Raw genomic sequence first — 16,457 nt, forward strand, 5'->3', positions numbered from 1 at the left:
TCAGATTTTAATTTGTCAAAATCGATAAAATGTCATATGTTATGACAGTAGTTATCAACATGTGACATATTTGCTGTTTAGGTGTCGCTTTTCGTCCACTGTTCATTTGGAGAAAAGACAATGAACACAAAGCTAACAGGCGCTAACGTTTCCGGTCTAAGTTGTGCAACCATAATACTTGCAAGTATTGCAACGATGTTCCCTGACACGTCATTCGCCACTTCATCGCGACATGACGCACAAGCTCGCTATGCAGAACTCGCCAAGATCCGCGCAGCGACCAGACCGTTTAAAAAAGTGGAGAATGCACTGCAGGCAGGTTATATCAGTTCAATTGATATGGGGGCACACTGCTCTACCGCGGAATCTGAGGGTCACCCTTCCCAGCTGGGGGCCATGGGTATACATCTGGTCGACTTGCAGGATTTTGGTTCGCCTGACTTTGACTTTAAGCAGCCCAGTGTACTGGTGTATGTTCCGAAATCGCTAGAGGCAGATTGCAGTTATACCACTGATGAGTTGCTAAATAACAGACGCTGTAGAAATAATCTATCCCTGGCTGCGGTGGAAGAAGTCGTTTTTGCTCATCTGATCGACGTCGAGGAAGGTGATGGTTACTGGGACAATGTCCCTACCTTTTATAACCAGCAGTTCTACTATCTGCATGATAACCCATCCACATTTTGGGTAGATGAAGCGCATGGCTTTCCTCCCCATTATGCACTGCACATCTGGTTACATAAATACAACCCTATGGGCCTGTTTTTTCCCTGGAATCCCAGAGTGAAGTGTCCTGAAGCAGTTGAGCATTAGCTCTCTTACTACCATGTGAATTTAAATAACTGTTTGATTTAAAGACATTGAGTGACGAGACATAAAAAAACAGCCCGCCTAGAGCGGGCTGTTAGCGCTAAACAAAGTTATAACTCAGAAAGATCGGTTAAAAGAAAAGTGAGCCACTTAGCTTGACTTGTTTGATTACATCCGTAATCATGAATTTTAGATTACGCCTGTAATTCTTTGGTCAATCAGGAGCTTCAAAATGAGATGGATGTATTTTTTAATTTTTATTATCGCTTTAAAAGCTCACGCTATCGTCATCCGGCATGACGTTGCGGATAAGAATTATTTATTTGCAGCGCAAACAGATAGTTCAACGGTTACCTTCTATGGTATCTACAAAGGAGAAAAAATAGTTGAAGGCACAGGCACGTTGATTGCTGATGACTGGATTGTTACTGCCGCGCATGTGGCTAATTATTTATCGCCGGGCGGCAAGGTTGAATTTAAAAACACATCGTACAAAATCGAAAAAGTTGTTTGTCATCCTCGTTGGCAAGATAAAAAATATCCCTTTGATATAGCGCTAATTAAGTTATTCACACCAATCAAGTCAGCCACAATAGCAAAACTTTATTTTGCTGACGATGAAGCCGGACAAACCGCAACCTTCTTAGGTCGCGGCGATACCGGGAATGGCATACAGGGCATAACTGGTGCTGATGGCCACATGAGACTGGCAGAAAATAAAATCATTGCTGCAGAGGAACAATGGATTAAATTCGAATTTGATCAGGGCGAAGATGCGTTGCCTCTGGAAGGAATAAGTGGGCCAGGCGACTCTGGCGGCCCAGCCTTTGTCAGCGCTCAGAATAACCTTTACATTGTGGGTGTGAGTTCCTGGCAGGACACGGAACCTACAAAATGGCAGGAAGCCAGATATGGAGTGGTAGAGAATTACACCAGAATCTCATACTTTAAAAACTGGATTATTGAAACGATGTCAGGTGAGGCTTTCGATAAGGACCTTCCCTCATCAGAGAGGTAAAAAAGATGTCTTAGCGCATACTTGATATGGCATTTAAGCATTCAGGTTTCAACATGAATAATTGGCAACGTTAGCTGTACTCGTATGTACTAACTCAGATTTGATTCCCCTTTTTCATCAATTCGGTCAGACCATGTGATGACCGGTCCAGATACGTGAGGTAACGCCATTATCGCAAACTAAACACTAAACTGCGCATCAAGCCGACTCACCCCTACTCCACTGTTTTTCGAGACCTTAATTTGCGTAGTAATGCGCTCTTTCATCGCTTCAATATGACTGATCACCCCGATCATTTTGCCTGTGGCGTTCAGGTTATCCAGCGCATCCAGAGCGATGTCCAGTGTCTCAGCATCCAGCGTGCCAAACCCTTCATCCAAAAAGAGTGAGTCAATACTGGTTTTATGGCTGACCAAATCAGATAATGCCAGTGCCAGCGCCAGACTCACCAGAAAACTTTCACCCCCAGAAAGGGTTTTGGTATCCCGTTGCACATCCCCTTGCCAGGTATCCAGCACACTTAACGCCAGACCTTCGCCATCGCGGCGTTTCAGTAAATAGCGTCCATGCAGGCGGTCTAACTGTTTGTTTGCGAGGTAAATCAGATTATCCAAAGTCAGGCCCTGAGCGAACTTTCTGAATTTATCTCCGTTAGCTGAGCCTATCAGTGAGTGTAAATAAGTTATGTCATCGTACTTTTGTTGCTGCGCTTGAATTTGCTCAGTGAGTTGATCAACCCGTTCACGTTGATTGCTATCATTTATTAATTGCTGATCAATTTGCCCTTTCTGACTCAATAGCGCGTCTTTTTCAAGATTCAGCTGCTGCAGTTTCTCGCTGACCTCACCTGCAGGCTCGTTCCCCCACTTTGAGGCATGCTCGTTTTCACGCAAATCCGCGACCTGGCGGGTTGCCTCATCGAGCAACGTCAGCGCCTTTTGCTGGGCTTCGACCAGATTGCTTTTTAGTGTTGCCAGTCGATTACGTTCGTTCTCAGGAAGTAACGCTTGCTCAAATTGAGCCTCAGTCTCGAAGGGGCTCTGGTTAAGTAAGTTCTGCCAGTTTTGCTGCTGTTCTTCTACTTTTTGTTGGTGCTCTGTAAGACTTTTTTGCAAAATATTAAGTGAAGTAACTACATCCGCATAAGACTGCTCAATTTTTTTGCTCTGCTGGTAGTGCTCGTCTCTTTTCTGCTCAGCTTGAACCATTTTTTCGTTTAACATTGCACGCGCATCGGCAATAAGTGTATGACCAAACAATGTAAACCGTTCTCGATTCAATTTTGTTATATCCTCTGCTAACGCAGCAGTGTCCAGATGCAGTTGTTTTAGCTGCGTATTGAGCCCATCGTGCTGTCTTGAAAGAGCAGTACGTTCAGTTTGTTTGACCGATATTTCCTTGCTGAGGTGTTGCATGTTGTCGTTATGCTGTTGAAACTCGACCACATCCTCACGTTTGTGCTCAATCCATGTGGCCAAATCTGTTAATGTCGGCGCAAATCCATTTTGTTTAATTTCAGCAAGCAACGCTTTTTCACTTTCATCGAGTTTCTGGACTTTACTTGCCTGTTGCGACGTTACTTTTTCCAGATTTGAGAAAGTGGTCTGCGCTTGCTGCCCGAGCAGCTTCAGTTCGGCATGTACTTTTTCCAAATCCCGTTCGGCCTGGTTGAGATTTTCTTTTGCCTGCTGAGAATCTTTGGTCAATTGACGTAACAATTTTAGCTGGGCTTCAGCATCTTGCGATTGCGTTTGCAGGTTTACTTCAATCTCCCTTAATGCCGCGGTATCGCTTATTTCAACAGTAGCTTGCAGCTTGATAAGTGAATCCTGCCAGGAAGCACGCAATTCACTCAGTTCTTGCTCCTGCGCACATAGACGTGTGTTGATTTCGTCCAAATGACGGTTACTAGCGTCCAACTCCGTGCGAACCTGCTTGCCTTCTTCTTCGATATGTTTGAATTTTACTTCAGCATCATCACGACGCTGCACCGCGTCTGGAATATCGACCACGTCGCCATGACACTTGGGGTGTTCAATCGCGCCGCATAACGGGCACTCCTCACCCTGTTGAAGTTGCTGACGATAATACTGCAATTGCTCTTCCTGACTAATCAAGCTGGTCAAATCATTGATTTGCTGCTGACATTGACGAAATTGATCCATGCATTGCATTCTGGATTGGGTGAGCGTTTCAACCTGGCGGGCTATTACTTCAGATTGGGACTTATTTTGCTTAAATTCGCGCAGCACTTTGAGGTAGGCCTGCTGTACTGACTTTGCTTGATGAAAGACGGGCCAACGAGAGTGTGCGTTATTAAGCCTGGTTGTCAGTGCCTCTTCATCGTCCAGACATGACTGCTGTAAGCGCTGCGCTTGCGCATCAAGCTGCTGTTGACATTCAAGCACCTTTTTTTCATGTAAGCGTAATTGCTCGTTGAGCGTACCGATTTTTTCATCGTCACGCTGTTGCTGTTCAGCAAGTTTGGTGACTTCGTCAGTCATTTCAGCCAGTAATTGGTGTTCCTGCTTAAGTTGCTGCACTTGCAGCACCCAACCGTTGAGATGTTGTCCCACTAACCCATCAGGTGCATGTGCTTCAATATAGGCGGCAGCAGTCTTGTGCTGTACATTCAATTGACTCAGTGCAGCTTCGATTTCCCGTATTTGCTGTTCAAGCGTAACTGACTGCTTGTCTATGCGCTGCAACTCTTGTTGTTTCTCTTCCTGCTTAGTATTTAACGCATCAATCTTTGTATCTAGCGGCTGCACTTTTTCGTTGATTAGCTGTTCTTGCTCTTTTACTTTTTGCCTGGCAACCTGCATCGCCGAGTCGGCCTCACGCAGCGCTTCAGAAGCCTGTTCGAGCTGCATATGTTGTTGAGCTTTTATCCGTTGCTTTTCTGCAATCTGCTTGGTTAGCTTTTCAAGTTCATTTCGTGAGGTATTACGCAACGTCCAGGCCATCCGCAATCTTTCCGCAGGTTCGCTTCTAGCGAGTCTGTCAAGCTCGCTTTTAGCCATATCCATTGCCTGTACGGCTTGGTCAGTGCGAGCCTTTGCCTGCTTCTGTTTATTTTCTGCAAGCGTTAGTTTTTCCCACCATTGTTGATGTGCACGCGCCTGATCAATCTTCGTGTCCAGCGCCTTCTGTCTGGTGAAAAGCGTCTGTTGTTCGTTTTGAAGTTGCTGCTTTTGCTCGTCGGAAAGCAACTGAAAGCTTTCCGCTTTAGCATTTAGTTCGCGTAATGCCAGCTTTTCATCTGCATGATGCTCGTGTACCCGACGGGAAATTTGCCCATAAATTTCGGTACCCGTAAGCTCTTCAAGTAATTCAGCACGTTCGGCTTCATTAGCATTGAGAAATGCAGCGAAATCCCCCTGAGATAGCATCATCGATTTGGTAAAACGACCAAAATCGAGGCCCGTCAAAGCTTCGAGGACTTCATTCTTTTGTCTTATCTGGGTTGCCAGAACGTTTCCGGTAGCGACTTCTGCTAATTCAGTATCGGCTGGTTGTAGATTACCATCGACGTTGCCTCTTGCACGGCGCATACTCCAGAAAGCACGGTATGCCTTTCCTTTCACCTCAAACTCAACCTCAGATAAACACTCTGCTGTGCCTCGGCTCATGATCTCGTTTGACGATATTGAGATAGCGCCCAAACGCGGGGTCTGGTGATACAGCGCCAGACAGATTGCATCTAAAAGCGTTGTTTTGCCTGCACCGGTGGGACCGGTGATGGCGAATAGCCCGTTTTCATTAAACGGGGAGCGCGTGAAATCAATTTTCCACTCTCCTTTTAGTGAATTTAAATTTTGAAAACGTAAGGACAAAATTTTCATTCACCTGCCCCTTGCTGTTGTATTTCAGACAAAATTTGCTCAAACGACTGATAAATACGAGTACGCTGTGCAATTTCAGCGCTACTTTCAAAACTTTCCATGTCGAGCCGTTTTTCAAATACCTCATGGGGGGTCAGTTCTGCCAGGGTCTCGGTCTGTTGTTGGGCGAGTAATTGACGTCGCTGATTTCGACTGCGCCGCAGTTGCAGAATTTCAACATTTAAACCTTCTACCAATGCCTGAACACGCTGTTGCAAATCGGACAGGTAATCCTGGGTATCCACTTCCACACACAACCACACTGGCTTACCTTCAGCCGTATCTTTAAACTGGATTAATGCGGCTTCAATCTCGGAAAGGCTGCCTTTCAATATAGCCATAGGTTGGAAGCTGGGCACGTTAATGGGCACCAACGTTTTGCGTCTGACGCCGTCAAATTCAACCAGCATAACTTGCTTCTGTGTGTTCAACTCATCAAAACTAAGTGGTATAGGTGAGCCGCTATAACGTATTTGTTCTGACCGTGCGACAATTTGCGGTTTGTGTATGTGGCCCAGTGCAATATAGTCTGCTGGTGGAAACCCGTCCGCAGAAAAACCATCCAACGTGCCAATATAGATATCTCTGACACTTTCAGACTGACTAACACCTAGTGCTGTAAGATGTCCGGTGGCGATAATGGGGACATCAACATCAAGCAACTGTTTACGTTTAAGCGCCAGATCGAATAGCTGTTGATAATGCAGCTTTATTGCCTCACCCAGCGCCTGACGTTTTTCCAATCCGGTTTCGCCTGACTGACTTTGCAATACGTCGCGGGGTCGAATAAAAGGCACCGCACACAAAATCGCGCCGACATTGCCGTTTTTGTCTGGCAGAGAAAAAATCTGCTGGTCTAATTCAACACCTGTACTGGCAACGACGAAGGTATTTAAACACGCGAGAATCTGCCTGGACTCATTCAGTGTTGAGACAGAGTCATGGTTGCCACCTAATACCACCAAAACACAATTTTGTCTTTGCAAGTCAACCACGAACTGATTGTACATCTCTCTAGCGTAACTCGGTGGCGCGCCGGTATCGAATACATCTCCCGCTATGATTACTGCATCGATCTGCTCCGCTGACACCAGCTCAAGTAACCAGGCAATAAACGCCTGATGTTCATCTTTGCGACTTTTAGTGAAAAAATTTTGTCCCAAGTGCCAATCAGAAGTGTGCAGAATTTTCATTTTTTGTTTATTTTACTGTTTTAAAAGGAGTCGTTGTGAGTGTAAGCGAGTCACGTTACCAGTCGTGTGAAGCTCACGGATGGTATCATACTCGCTGGAGTAATGGTGATAGAAGGGTATAAATCACTTTTAAGGTTATGGGTAGTGCGCTAACCTTTATTTAGTGATGTTTACAGGGGCAAGTTTTGATAAAAATAATCGTACTCATTCCACTTATTCTAAGTTTACTTTGGTTTGGCTACCTGAAAGCTAACAACTATACCCTGGCGCAGGGCAAACAAGGATTCCTGTATATTTTTGTGGTTTCTACAACCATTGCACTTTTTTATACGCTGATGCTGTTTTTAACGCACTAGCCTAAATAAAAAAGGTCAGCGATTAAGCTGACCTTCTGAGTTAGTCCTGTTGAAAATCTAACGTCATCAATTAAATTTGCTTGATACTGACCTCAGCTTCCTCACGCAATGCTTCAACAAAACTCTGGTAAGTCTGTTGGCTCTCCATCGTGGCCATGCGCTGGCGGAAAGAAGCCAGTGTAGCAGCATCAGGGTTGTCAGCATGATTCACTTTAACCAACTCTACTAAACCCACATCGCCGGATGTCAGCAAGGTAACATCTCTGCGCTTGTCATCTAATGAAAGTGTGAACAAAACATCCACCATATTGCGCGCTAACTGGCCGCCTTGACGTGATACTTGCTCAGCGGTTTGCCACTCTACATTCTGCTCGGCAAGCATTTCACTGATGTCTTCATTTGCATTAAGCTTTTCAGCCACATTCAGTGCCCAGGCTTCTGCGGCTTTCTGCGCTTTCTGATCGCGCAAGGTCGCTTCGATACCTTCTTTTACTTCAGCTAGTTCCTGAGTGCGTTGTGGCTCGTGCTCTCTGACCCGAATAAATGCCACCGTGTTGTCGTCTAACTCAATGATGTCGCTGTTAACGCGGTCCTGAATCAGTTCGTCAGAAAATGCACGTTCGATTGCGTTCGGCGTATTGATTGGGGCCGGTGGTGTATTGCGGGTAAATAGCCCCGTTGTTTCAACCTTGACTTCAGCAATAGACGCAACTTCTTCCAGTGAATCAGGCATTTCGAATGCGACTTCAGCCATACGATTTTGCAGTTCAAAGAATTTTTCAGTCGCTCGGTCTGTGGCAATCTGTTCTTCAATGGTTTCGCGCACTTCTTCCAGTGGCGTTACTGATTCAGGCTTAAGTTCGGTTAACTTAATAATGTGAAAGCCAAACTCGCTTTCCACTACGTCAGAAACATCACCTTCACTTTTCAAGCTGAAAGCCGCTTCGTCAAATGCTGGATCCATCATGTCCGGAGAAATGAAATCTAAATCGCCACCATTTTCTGCAGAAAAGGCGTCATCTGAATGTGCCTTTGCAAGCTCAGCAAAGCTCTCACCATCATTTACCTTGCCAAGCAAATCTTCGGCTTTTTGTTTAGCCTGGTCCTGATCATCACCAAATTCAATCAGTATATGCGAAACCCGACGTTGCTCCTCAGTAACAAAGCGCCCTTTGTTATCCTGATACCATTGATTGACATCGTCTTCTGACACATCAACATCTTGCTTAAGATCATCAACCGACAGTACGACATAAGAAAGCGCTACCTGCTCTTCAGTATCAAACGCCGTGATATTGGCCTGATAGTAATTATTAATGTCGTCTTCACTTACCTCAACACTTTCAGCAAAAGGTTCTGCGCTGATCTGCAGGTAACGTGCATCGCGTGTTTGTTGCTGTAGTTTAAACGCTTGCTCAGCTTCACTTGGCAGAGTAAATGATGTTGCAGTCAGTGCACGAGTAAGTTGCTCTCGCGTCAATTGCACACGCAAATAATTTCTAAAGTCAGCGGGTTTGAAGCCATTTTGGCGTAGGATACCCTGGAAACGGTCATTGTTGAATGTGCCGCCGACCTGAAATTCTGGCATTTTCAAGATGGAGTCGCGAATTTGCTTATCACTGACGCGCAGCCCCATTTCGTAAGCTTTTTGCTCTATCAATTTTTCGCCAATCAAGCGCTCAAGTACACTTTGTCTGAACTGTTCGGTGTACCCTTCACTTGAAAACAGTGAGGCTATCCCCTCACCATATTGCGCTTCCATTCGTGCGCGCTGATTCTGATAAGCACGTTCAAGCGTTTGTTGACTGATTTCTTCGCCATTTACCGTTGCCGCCGCAGCTCCACTTGACGAGGTCAGATAGCTACCTACCCCAGCGAATACGAAACTCAGAACAACCAGACCGATGATCACCATCGCCCACGGCCCCTGTGAGCCTTCTCTGATTTTTTCTAGCATGACTTTACTTTAAACTCCATTGCTTTCGAAATATCTGTTTTCACTGTCGATCCGAAGACAGACAAAAATTAGGCAGAATTATAACTCATTAATGCAGGTAAACGCGAAGTCTTTATACCGTTTAATCTGAACGCTGGCTAAGTAGAAAAAGCCGCAAAACGAAGTAGAAGTAAAACGAGAGTCAGCAAGTATCTGGTAAGTTATTGTGTTTAAACACTGCCTAAATAAAAAAGGCGACAGCACCAGCCATCGCCTTTTTCTTGAAATTGAAGCTTAGTTACAAGCGTCTTTCAATGCTTTGCCAGCTTTGAAAGAAGGAACTTTCGCTGCTGCAATTTGGATAGTCTCACCAGTTTGTGGGTTACGACCGCTGCGAGCTGAGCGCTCACGAACAGAAAAAGTACCGAAACCTACTAGTGCAACCTGATCGCCGTCTTTAAGCGCTGAAGTAACAGCGTCGGTAAAAGCGTCTAATGCACGGCCCGCAGCAGCTTTAGAAATATCTGCGCCAGCAGCCATTTGGTCGATAAGTTGAGACTTGTTCACAATTATGATCCCCTTCGATTGTTATTATACTAGTTGTCCTAACAAATAAATGTATTGCCAGAGACGTTATAACAAGCTTGACAACTAACATCAAGCAATCCGTTACAATTTATTAACTTTTTATGATTCGCTGCTATCCCTTTTGTGGCAAGGCTTCAAGCGAGTACCCGGTTAAGGTAACACAAGTTTAGAGAGTTGAAAGCCCTATTTTGCAAAAATTTGCGAAAACGCCGATTTTATGGCGATTTTTTGTACAAAAAATGCAAAAAAAGCGCTGCATGCCGCGCAATCTGCGGCATGAGCCAGGCTAAACTGATTATTTTGAACTCACTACCTGAAAGGATTCGACTGGTTCCTGCAATGCGATATCGAGTACATCGTCTATCCATTTTACGGGATGAATGGCTAAATCCTTTTTTACATTCTCAGGAATTTCTTCCAAATCACGCTCGTTTTCTTTAGGAATGACAACCGTCTTAATTCCACCACGGTGTGCAGCAAGCAGTTTTTCTTTCAGACCGCCAATCGCCAATACTTCACCACGAAGCGTAATTTCGCCTGTCATGGCCACGTCGCAACGCACAGGATTGCCGGTTAAAGATGAAACCAGGGCTGTGCACATAGCAATACCTGCACTAGGCCCATCCTTTGGTGTCGCACCTTCCGGCACATGTACATGAATATCGCGCTTTTCGTAGAAATCACCGTTAATACGTAACTTTTCAGCCCGGCTACGGACGACGGTCATCGCTGTTTGAATTGATTCCTGCATGACATCGCCTAACGAGCCAGTGAAAGTGGTTTTGCCTTTACCTGGTACCGCGGTGGTTTCGATGGTCAACAGGTCACCGCCGACTTGCGTCCACGCCAGTCCGGTCACCTGACCAATCTGATTATCCTTATCCGCTTTGCCGTAATCATGACGTTGTACGCCAAGGAAATCTTTAAGATTATCCTGCTTCACTACGACCTTTTCTTTGCTCTTATTAATAAGAATATCTTTAACCGCACGACGACAGATTTTCGAAATTTCTCTTTCTAGACTGCGCACACCCGCTTCACGGGTGTAATAACGGATAATGCCGATAATCGCCGAATCGGTGATCTCCAGTTCCTTCTTCTTCAAACCATTGCGTTCCATTTGCTTACTGATCAAATGGCGTGTGGCAATGTTCAGTTTTTCATCTTCTGTATAACCCGAAAGACGAATGACCTCCATCCTGTCCATCAAGGGACCCGGCATGTTCATACTGTTTGATGTGGCTACAAACATCACATCAGATAAATCGTAATCTATTTCAAGATAATGGTCGCTGAACGTACTGTTCTGTTCTGGGTCAAGCACTTCCAATAGTGCTGAAGCGGGGTCACCACGCATGTCTGCAGACATTTTGTCAATTTCATCTAATAAAAACAGCGGGTTTTTAACGCCTACTTTCGCCATTTTCTGAATCAGTTTGCCCGGTAACGAACCAATGTAGGTTCTGCGATGACCGCGTATTTCAGCTTCATCACGCACGCCACCCAGTGCCATGCGAACGTACTGACGGCCAGTTGCCTTGGCAATAGATTGTCCAAGCGATGTTTTACCCACACCAGGTGGGCCAACCAGACACAAGATTGGGCCTTTTAACTTTTTAACCCGTTGCTGTACTGCCAAATATTCAATGATCCGTTCTTTAACTTTTTCCAAACCATAATGGTCGGCATCAAGTACCTTTTCCGCTCTGGCTAAGTCCCGTTTGACCGGACTGCGCTTATTCCACGGCACATTGGTCAGCCACTCAATATAACTTCTGACCACCGTTGCTTCAGCAGACATGGGAGACATCATTTTAAGCTTTTGTAATTCTGCCTTCGCCTTTGTTTCGGCCTCTTCTGGCATTTTTGCATCCGCAATTTTCTTACTGAGTGCTTCAAACTCGTCAGGTGCATCGTCCAGTTCACCTAATTCTTTTTGAATAGCTTTCATTTGCTCATTCAAATAATACTCGCGCTGACTTTTTTCCATTTGTTTTTTAACGCGAGTGCGAATTTTTTTCTCAACCTGCAATAAGTCAATTTCGCCTTCCATCAATGCCATTAGATACTCAAGCCGCTCATTGATGCTTTTCATTTCAAGTACTTTTTGCTTTTCCTGCAACTTCAGTGGCATGTGCGCAGCCATTGTGTCGGCAAGACGCGCGGCATCATCAATGCCGTTTAATGATGTCAGTACCTCAGGCGGGATTTTTTTATTGAGTTTTACATAACCTTCAAATTGAGACACTGCAGATCGAATCAGCACTTCCTGCTCATTTTCAGGAATTTCCTGATCAACAATCTTTTCAACGCCGGCAGAGAAATAAGGTTCAGATTGCGAAAATTCGCCAATCTCACCGCGCACATTTCCTTCGACTAGTACTTTTACTGTGCCGTCGGGAAGTTTGAGTAATTGCAATATTGTGGCAATGGTGCCAATCGAAAAAATGTCTTTTGATTCAGGTTCATCAACGCTTGCATCTTTTTGTGCGACCAAAAATATTTGTTTGTCATTTTCCATTGCCGCATCAAGACATCGAATCGACTTCTCGCGACCAACAAATAAAGGTATGACCATATGGGGGTAGACCACGACGTCGCGTAGTGCCAGCACCGGAATTTCACTGCGATTTTCACGCTCAATTGTCATACGAATTCTCTTCTTGTTAATTGTGACTTTTTATATGGGGATAATGACACAAAGTTCAATTAAAACGAGTTCACTTACTGCATAAAAAAGTTTGAAAATACAATGCATAATCCAGATCGTCAGTACGCAAAAAGCGAAATTGCCAACCAAAAATTAAAACTGCCAGTCTTATGCGTATTCCTGTCGACTTAACGAACTCTGTTGTGTAACAGCTAAATGTTGTCAGACTACCCCAGATAGAGGTTTGGTTTAAACTGAATCAACGCCAAATGCCATCCCTTACCAAGCTAAATGCAATATCAGCATAGCAGTGATTTGAACTAAGCTGGGCTATGCCGAAAATAAAAAAAGACCGGTATAAAACCGGCCTTTTTTTACATAAAGTTTAATTACTCGGATGCCGCTTTTTTATCGCTTTTACCGTAAATTAAAATGGGTTTTGATTCACCACGAATAACCGTTTCATCAATGACCACTTTATCCACATTTTCCATCGACGGTAGGTCGTACATCGTATCAAGTAACACTGCTTCAACGATAGATCTTAAACCACGTGCACCGGTTTTACGCTGCATTGCTTTTTTAGCAATTGCATTAAGTGCATCATCACGAAACTCAAGTTCTGTGCCTTCAATGGCGAACAAGGCGCCATATTGTTTAGTGATAGCGTTTTTCGGCTCACGCAAAATTTGAATAAGTGCATCTTCACTCAATTCTTCAAGACTGGTAACCACCGGTAAGCGCCCAATGAACTCAGGGATCAAACCGTATTTTACCAAATCTTCTGGCTCAACCTGTTTAAACAGTTCGCTTATCTGCGGCTTATTTTCCTTGGATTTGACGTTTGCCCCAAAACCAATACCCATCCCAGTATGCGCACGTTGCTCGATAACCTTATCAAGCCCGGCAAATGCGCCACCACAGATGAACAGGATCTTAGAGGTATCTACCTGCAAAAACTCCTGTTGAGGATGTTTCCGGCCACCTTGTGGCGGAACGGATGCCACCGTACCTTCAATCAGTTTCAGAAGCGCTTGCTGTACACCTTCTCCGCTAACATCACGAGTGATTGACGGATTATCAGACTTACGTGAAATTTTATCGATTTCATCAATATAAACTATTCCACGCTGCGCTTTTTCAACGTCGTAATCACATTTTTGCAGAAGTTTCTGAATGATATTTTCAACGTCTTCGCCTACATAACCGGCCTCGGTCAACGTAGTCGCATCAGCCATCGTGAACGGCACGTCCAACAGCCTGGCTAATGTTTCAGCTAATAACGTTTTACCACTACCAGTCGGGCCAATAAGCAAAATATTGCTTTTGCCTAATTCAACGCCCTCATGCATATCGCCGTTACGTAAACGCTTATAGTGGTTATAGACGGCCACTGAAAGCACTTTTTTCGCATGTTCCTGACCAATGACATAATCATTCAAATGGTCATGAATTTCCTGCGGTTTCGGTAACGCATCCTGCTTTTGTTTAGGCGCGATTTCTTTGATCTCTTCGCGAATGATGTCGTTACACAACTCGACACATTCATCGCAAATGAAAACCGAAGGGCCAGCGATTAGTTTCTTTACTTCGTGTTGGCTTTTGCCGCAAAACGAACAGTATAAGAGTTTACTATCACCGTCACCGTTCTTTTTGTCACTCATTACTCTTTGCCTCTGCCTTTCCTGAACGCTAATAAAAAGAAAATAGACTGCACGCGTTCAGGACTTATAATAACTATACTACTTAGTTGTCGCCGCGTCAGTTCGATTTGTCAAAACCTGATCGATAATACCGTATTCTTTTGCTTCTGTAGCACTTTGGAAATTATCTCTGTCAGTGTCGCGTGCAATGGTCTCATATTCCTGACCCGTATGCTGCGCTAACAACCGATTCAACTTCTCTTTGGTAGACAGTATTTCTTTTGCATGAATTTCAAAATCAGACGCCTGCCCCTGAAAACCACCCAACGGCTGATGAATCATCACGCGCGCATTAGGTAAACAGTACCGCTTACCCTTGGCACCACCGGAAAGTAAAAATGCACCCATGCTGGCAGCCTGACCGACACAAACAGTGCTCACATCAGGTTTGATAAAATTCATGGTATCGTAAATTGCCATACCCGCTGTCACCGAACCACCGGGTGAGTTGATGTAGAGGAAAATATCTTTTTCAGGGTTTTCGGCTTCAAGAAACAACATTTGTGCGACGATCAGATTCGCCATGTGATCCTCAACCTGTCCTACCATAAAAATGACATTTTCTTTAAGCAGACGAGAGTATATGTCGTAAGAGCGCTCACCTTTCGAGGTTTGCTCTACTACCATGGGAACTAACGCGTTATTTATTTCAAAATTATTTGTCATAGCGACTCTGGATTCTTCTCGTTAAAAACAAAAATGCTCGGAAGTATCCGAGCATTTAAGCAGTTGCCGACAGGCAAAGTCAATGAGAGGTTACAAATTTACGCTTGTTTGTTCATAACCTCGTCAAATTCCTTTTTAACTTCGGTGGTTTTTGCGTTTTCCATAACCCACTCGATTGCCTGTTCTTCAAGAGCAACATTACGCATTTGTTGCATAAGCTCCTGATTATTCTTGTAGTACTCGATAACTTCTTGTGGATCTTCGTAAGCCGAAGCAGAAGATTCAATTAATGCTTCCACTTTTTTGTCATCCACTTTCAGTTCATTTTGCTTGATGATTTCACCTAGCAGTAAACCAATCGTTACGCGACGCTTAGCATTATCTTTGAATAGATCTGCTGGTAATTCAGGCATGTTCTGACCACCGCCTTGTTGGCTAAAGCGCTGCTTAGCTTGATCACGAAGCACGTTTACTTCCTGGTCAATCAGGGCTTGGGGCAGGTCCAGCTCGTTCTTTTCTACCAGCTTGGCAATAACGTCTTCTTTAACTTTTCCACGAAGGGTGTGGTCAAGTTCGCGCTGCATGTTCTTACGAACTTCTGCTTTAAGCGCGTCAACACCACCGTCTTCAACGCCAAACAATTGTGCAAATTCGTCATCGACTTTAGGCAGCTTTTGACCTTCTACTTTCTTAACCGTTACCGCAAATACTGCGTCTTTACCTTTCAAGGCTTCAGCGTGGTAGTCTTCAGGGAAGGTGACTTCAACGTTCACTTCGTCACCCGCCTTGGCACCCACTAACGGCTCTTCAAAACCAGGGATCATGCGGCCTTTGCCCAGCTCAAGGGTAAAGTCTTCTGCTTTACCACCGTCAAACTCTTCACCGTCAATTTTACCAACGAAGTCAATGACTACGCGGTCATCTTTCTTCGCTTTACGCTTAACTTCTTTCCACTCTGCGTGTTGTTTTTGCAGCGTTTCCATCATGTTATCCAGATCAGCGTCAGTGATCTCAACCACAGGCTTCTCTACTTCGATTTCGTTTACACCTTTGACTTCAACTTCCGGGTAAACTTCAAACGCGGCCACAAACTCAAGATCTTCACCTTGCGCATCTTTAGTCAATTCAAACTTTGGCATACCAGCAGGATTAATTTTTTCCTGCACAATCGCCTGATAGAAGTTTTGCTGCATAACGTCACCAGCGACTTCCTGGCGAACAGCCTGACCATAACGCTTCTGGATAACACTCACTGGTACTTTGCCAGGACGGAAACCGTTAATGCGCTGCGTCTTCGCTAATTGCTGTAGGCGTGCCTTAACTGCAGAATCCACTGTATCTGCTGGAACAGTAATAGTAAGACGACGTTCTAAACCCTGGGGCGTCTCGACTGAAACTTGCATTATTTTACCTCAACTGTACGCCTATGATGACGTTTACTTTCCACCCTCTTTCCCGTTATTAGTCAAAATAGCTGACATTTGAGCCGGGTTAGAGGTCACGATAGAGCAGTTATTGTTTAAACCACTCATACTCATTGGTTAAAAAAAGACGCGGTAGTATACAGCCCCGCGCAAGCAGAGTCGAGTGTAAATACTGGATTTAGATTAAATCGCGGAGCACGCAACTGACAATCAATGATTTAGCGGGTTT

At 44.6% G+C, this 16,457-nt stretch carries 11 protein-coding genes; 3 read left to right on the forward strand and 8 right to left on the reverse strand.

The features are described 5' to 3' along the window. Positions 1–120 precede the first annotated feature (120 nt). Both HCJ96_RS02900 and HCJ96_RS02905 read left to right on the forward strand, forming a co-directional pair. Positions 121–813, forward strand: coding sequence for a hypothetical protein (locus HCJ96_RS02900; RefSeq protein WP_169209550.1), 693 nt, complete (start codon positions 121–123; stop codon positions 811–813). 229 nt (positions 814–1,042) lie between these two features. Next, complete coding sequence (locus tag HCJ96_RS02905) at positions 1,043–1,828, forward strand: S1 family peptidase (protein WP_169209551.1); 786 nt, start codon at positions 1,043–1,045, stop codon at positions 1,826–1,828. 179 nt (positions 1,829–2,007) lie between these two features. Here HCJ96_RS02905 and HCJ96_RS02910 read toward each other — a convergent pair whose 3' ends face one another. Together HCJ96_RS02910 and sbcD are read right to left on the reverse strand one after the other, a co-directional pair. Then, positions 2,008–5,673, reverse strand: a complete 3,666-nt coding sequence (locus tag HCJ96_RS02910; protein ID WP_169209552.1) for an AAA family ATPase — start codon at positions 5,671–5,673, stop codon at positions 2,008–2,010. Further along, complete coding sequence (gene sbcD / locus HCJ96_RS02915; RefSeq protein ID WP_169209553.1) at positions 5,670–6,905, reverse strand: exonuclease subunit SbcD; 1,236 nt, start codon at positions 6,903–6,905, stop codon at positions 5,670–5,672. The genes HCJ96_RS02910 and sbcD overlap by 4 nt, the downstream gene beginning before the upstream one ends. Positions 6,906–7,090: 185 nt before the next feature. Here sbcD and HCJ96_RS02920 point away from each other — a divergent pair, with 185 nt between their 5' ends. Continuing rightward, entirely contained in the window at positions 7,091–7,261 is a 171-nt protein-coding gene (locus HCJ96_RS02920) for a hypothetical protein (protein WP_169209554.1), read from the forward strand. A 70-nt stretch (positions 7,262–7,331) separates the two neighbouring features. Here the strand turns inward: HCJ96_RS02920 and HCJ96_RS02925 are convergent, their stop codons facing one another. From HCJ96_RS02925 to tig, 6 genes are all read right to left on the reverse strand, one after another. Then, complete coding sequence (locus HCJ96_RS02925; RefSeq protein ID WP_169209555.1) at positions 7,332–9,218, reverse strand: SurA N-terminal domain-containing protein; 1,887 nt, start codon at positions 9,216–9,218, stop codon at positions 7,332–7,334. Positions 9,219–9,491: 273 nt separating this feature from the next. Further along, a complete protein-coding gene (gene hupB, locus HCJ96_RS02930; protein WP_169209556.1) occupies positions 9,492–9,764 on the reverse strand; it encodes a nucleoid-associated protein HU-beta in 273 nt (90 codons plus the stop codon). A 316-nt stretch (positions 9,765–10,080) separates the two neighbouring features. Continuing rightward, positions 10,081–12,435 (reverse strand): endopeptidase La, encoded by a 2,355-nt coding sequence (lon, locus tag HCJ96_RS02935; protein WP_169209557.1) that lies wholly within the window; start codon positions 12,433–12,435, stop codon positions 10,081–10,083. A gap of 389 nt (positions 12,436–12,824) precedes the next feature. Further along, positions 12,825–14,099, reverse strand: coding sequence for an ATP-dependent protease ATP-binding subunit ClpX (gene clpX, locus HCJ96_RS02940; RefSeq protein ID WP_169209558.1), 1,275 nt, complete (start codon positions 14,097–14,099; stop codon positions 12,825–12,827). Between the two features lie 78 nt (positions 14,100–14,177). Continuing rightward, complete coding sequence (clpP, locus tag HCJ96_RS02945; RefSeq protein WP_169209559.1) at positions 14,178–14,804, reverse strand: ATP-dependent Clp endopeptidase proteolytic subunit ClpP; 627 nt, start codon at positions 14,802–14,804, stop codon at positions 14,178–14,180. 98 nt (positions 14,805–14,902) lie between these two features. Further along, on the reverse strand, positions 14,903–16,207 hold the full coding sequence (gene tig / locus HCJ96_RS02950; protein WP_169209560.1) for a trigger factor: 1,305 nt from the start codon (positions 16,205–16,207) through the stop codon (positions 14,903–14,905). Between the last annotated feature and the right edge of the window lie 250 nt (positions 16,208–16,457).

Origin of the sequence: Alteromonas ponticola, assembly GCF_012911815.1 — a bacterium.
Lineage (GTDB): Bacteria > Pseudomonadota > Gammaproteobacteria > Enterobacterales > Alteromonadaceae > Alteromonas > Alteromonas ponticola.

Bases quoted from the DNA above. Each gene is read 5' to 3' on its own strand.
- clpX (WP_169209558.1), bottom strand. From the start codon at position 14,099: ATGAGTGACAAAAAGAACGGTGACGGTGATAGTAAACTCTTATACTGT.
- tig (WP_169209560.1), bottom strand. From the start codon at position 16,207: ATGCAAGTTTCAGTCGAGACGCCCCAGGGTTTAGAACGTCGTCTTACT.
- sbcD (WP_169209553.1), bottom strand. From the start codon at position 6,905: ATGAAAATTCTGCACACTTCTGATTGGCACTTGGGACAAAATTTTTTC.
- HCJ96_RS02905 (WP_169209551.1), top strand. From the start codon at position 1,043: ATGAGATGGATGTATTTTTTAATTTTTATTATCGCTTTAAAAGCTCAC.
- clpP (WP_169209559.1), bottom strand. From the start codon at position 14,804: ATGACAAATAATTTTGAAATAAATAACGCGTTAGTTCCCATGGTAGTA.
- HCJ96_RS02910 (WP_169209552.1), bottom strand. From the start codon at position 5,673: ATGAAAATTTTGTCCTTACGTTTTCAAAATTTAAATTCACTAAAAGGA.
- HCJ96_RS02900 (WP_169209550.1), top strand. From the start codon at position 121: ATGAACACAAAGCTAACAGGCGCTAACGTTTCCGGTCTAAGTTGTGCA.
- HCJ96_RS02925 (WP_169209555.1), bottom strand. From the start codon at position 9,218: ATGCTAGAAAAAATCAGAGAAGGCTCACAGGGGCCGTGGGCGATGGTG.
- lon (WP_169209557.1), bottom strand. From the start codon at position 12,435: ATGACAATTGAGCGTGAAAATCGCAGTGAAATTCCGGTGCTGGCACTA.